This window comes from Achromobacter sp., assembly GCF_057314935.1.
In genome coordinates this window covers 3274-6275 of the sequence record NZ_DBHKZA010000154.1, presented here as the reverse complement: position 1 = coordinate 6275, position 3002 = coordinate 3274, and the positions used below count along the sequence as shown (strand labels likewise).

At 63.8% G+C, this 3002-nt stretch carries 3 protein-coding genes; all 3 read right to left on the bottom strand.

What is annotated here, in order from left to right; all coding sequences use genetic code 11:
* A partial coding sequence (locus tag ACO6D5_RS29230) for a Tar ligand binding domain-containing protein (protein ID WP_485827329.1) occupies positions 1-1045 on the bottom strand: 1045 nt, incomplete at its 3' end.
* A 93-nt stretch (positions 1046-1138) separates the two neighbouring features.
* Positions 1139-1639 carry a chemotaxis protein CheW gene (gene cheW / locus ACO6D5_RS29225; protein WP_315847514.1) on the bottom strand — a complete coding sequence of 167 codons (501 nt, stop codon included), beginning with the start codon at positions 1637-1639 and terminating at the stop codon, positions 1139-1141.
* Positions 1640-1656: 17 nt separating this feature from the next.
* Positions 1657-3002, bottom strand: a 1346-nt coding sequence (locus ACO6D5_RS29220) for a chemotaxis protein CheW (RefSeq protein WP_485827328.1), incomplete at its 5' end; no start/stop codon positions are given.

Genomic DNA, 3002 nt, shown 5'->3' with positions numbered 1-3002 from the left:
ACGCGCTTGCCGCCAGCTGGTTCGCCTGGCGCGCGTTGTCCGCGTTCTGCTTCACGGTGGACGCCAATTGCTCCATCGAGGCTGCGGTTTCTTCAAGGGAGGCCGCCTGCTGCTCGGTACGGCTGGACAGGTCCGTATTGCCGGCCGCGATTTCGTGCGACCCCACATTGATTTCGTCCACGCCGCGGCGTACCGTCGACACGGTGCGGGTCAGGCTTTCCTGCATGCGCTTGAGCGCCGCGAACAGCTGGCCGATCTCGTTGGTGTTGCGCACGTCCACGCGGGCAGTCAGGTCGCCGCCTGCGATGCGGTCGAAATGGTGGCCGGCTTCCTTCAGCGGCTGCAAGACGCGGCGGCGCAGGAACACATAGGTCGCGAACACCAGCAGCGCGGCGATGACGCCGCCTGCGCTGACGGCGATCAACACGAATTGATAGCGCACCTGCGCCACTTCATGCGCGTCCAGCATCTTGCTTGCGCGCCAGAAATCGAACCCTTCGACCGCGCGGGCGAAGCGGCCTTCCAGCGCGTCCTGCACCGTCTGCACCTGCTTCTGGTAGGCCGGCATGTCGGCCTTTTCCAGGGCGGCGACCAGCGGCGTCAGGCCTTGCTGAACCAGCGCGCCATACGACGCCTCGATTTCCTTGAGCGATTCGGCCGCTTCGGCAGGCTGCGGCAGCGTCTTGTAATACTCGAATTCGGCCTGGCCTTTGTTCATGGCCGCCTTGGCGCGCTCCAGCAGGCCCGTGGCCTCCGAAGACAGGCCTTGCGTCAGCAAGGTCGCCTGGCCGACGCTGCTGACGATATCCGCATAGTTGGCGGTGGCCGCACGGGCCAGGCCGTTCATGGAGTCCTTGTAGCTGGACACGACGCGGCCCACCGCATCGTCCAGTTCTTGCGATTGCTTGATTTCAGCCAGGGTCCCATTGCTGATGCGCAGCGACAGCACGCCAAGCGCCGCCCCGATCACCAACATGAAGGAGAAGAACGCCAGCACCCACAACAGGCTGCTGCGTATCGTCATGTTCGCGAAAAACTTGCGCATCACAAGAACCATCCCTTGACTGCAATCGTTAAAGGAAAGCGCCACATCGGATTCAATATGGCGCCTCTACCCCGCATTCCGGCCGGATTCCGATCAGGAAGCGGCCTTCTCCACCAGCGCCATTTCATCGCTGGTCATCATCTTTTCGATGTCCACCAGGATCAGCATGCGCTCATCCACGGTGCCCAGACCGGTCAGGTATTCGGTGGACAGCGTGGCGCCGAACTCCGGCGCCGGACGGATCTGGCCGGCGTTGAGCATCAGCACGTCGGACACGCCGTCGACCACGATGCCGACCACGCGGCGGTCCAGGTTCAGAATGATCACAACGGTCTGCTCGTTGTATTCGACCCGGTTCAGGTTGAACTTGATGCGCAGGTCGACGATCGGAACGATGATGCCGCGCAGATTCGTCACGCCCTTGATGAACGCGGGGACGTTGGCGATGCGGGTCACCGTGTCGGCGTCGTAGCCGCGGATTTCCTGCACTTTCAGGATGTCGATGCCGTACTCTTCATCGCCCAGCGTGAAGACCAGGAATTCGCTGCCGACATCTTCGTTGCGCGCGGATTGCGCTTGCGGTTTGGCTGCCATGATTTTTCAGTGCTCCATCAATTCAGAATGGCTTCGGGCTGCGACCAACGCTCACGGTTGGCGCGCGCAAGCGCAAATACGTCGACAATCAGCGCCACGCTGCCATCGCCCAGGATGGTGGCGGCGGAGATGCCGGGGACCTTGCGGTAATTCGACTCAAGGTTCTTGACCACGACCTGGTGCTGTCCGATCAGGTGATCGACCAGCAGCGCGAAACGGCGGTCTTCAGCCTGCATGATGACGGCGATGGCTTGCGTGGGATCAGTCTGGGCGTCGTTGACGGAGAACACGCGGTGCATCTCGACCAGCGGCAGGTATTCGCCGCGGACATGCATCACGCGCTCGTTGCCCGCCACCGAATAGATCTGGTCATTGGTCGGCTGCAGCGATTCCGTCACGTGGTTCAGCGGCAGGATGAAGGTCTCTTCTCCCACGCGCACCGACATGCCGTCCAGGATGGCCAGCGTCAGGGGCAGCACGATGCGGGTCGTCGTGCCGTTGCCCGGCTCGCAAGACAGCTGCACGTGGCCGCCCATGTCCTGGATGTTCCGGCGCACCACGTCCATGCCGACGCCGCGGCCGGAAATGTCCGTGACCTTTTCGGCCGTAGAGAAGCCCGGCGCGAAGATCAGTTGCCAGATTTCGTCGTCCGGCGAATTCTCGTTGACCGCCAGGCCTTGGGCCATGGCCTTCTTGAGGATCTTGTCCCGGTTCAGGCCGCCGCCGTCGTCGCTGACTTCAATGACGATGTTGCCGCCGTTATGCTGGGCGGACAATACCAGTTGCCCCACCGGATCCTTGCCGGCGGCGATGCGCTTTTCGGGCGTCTCGATGCCGTGGTCCAGGCTGTTGCGCACCAAGTGCGTCAGCGGGTCGATGATGCGTTCGATCAGGCTCTTGTCCAGCTCGGTCGCGCGGCCGTAGGTCTGCAGTTCGATCTGCTTGCCCATCTTGCTGGCGATGTCGCGCACCAGGCGAGGGAAGCGGCTGAACACGTAGTCCATCGGCATCATGCGGATCGACATCACCGCTTCCTGCAGGTCGCGGGCGTTGCGTTCCAGCTGTTCCATGCCGTTGAGCAGGCGGTCGTGCAGGACGGGATCCAACGTGGAGGCCGTCTGCGCCAGCATGGCTTGCGTAATGACCAGTTCGCCCACCAGGTTGATCACCTGGTCGACCTTTTCCACGCCCACGCGGATCGACGTGGATTCCTTGTCGGCATGCGCCGGGGCCGCCGGACGCGACGCGCGCGCCGCCGCCTGGGTGATGGCTTCGGCGGCAGCCGCCGATTCCGCCACCACCGGGGCCGCAGGCACGGGCGCCGCCGGGGCGGGCGCAGCCGCTGCCGCGGCATCGGCTGCCG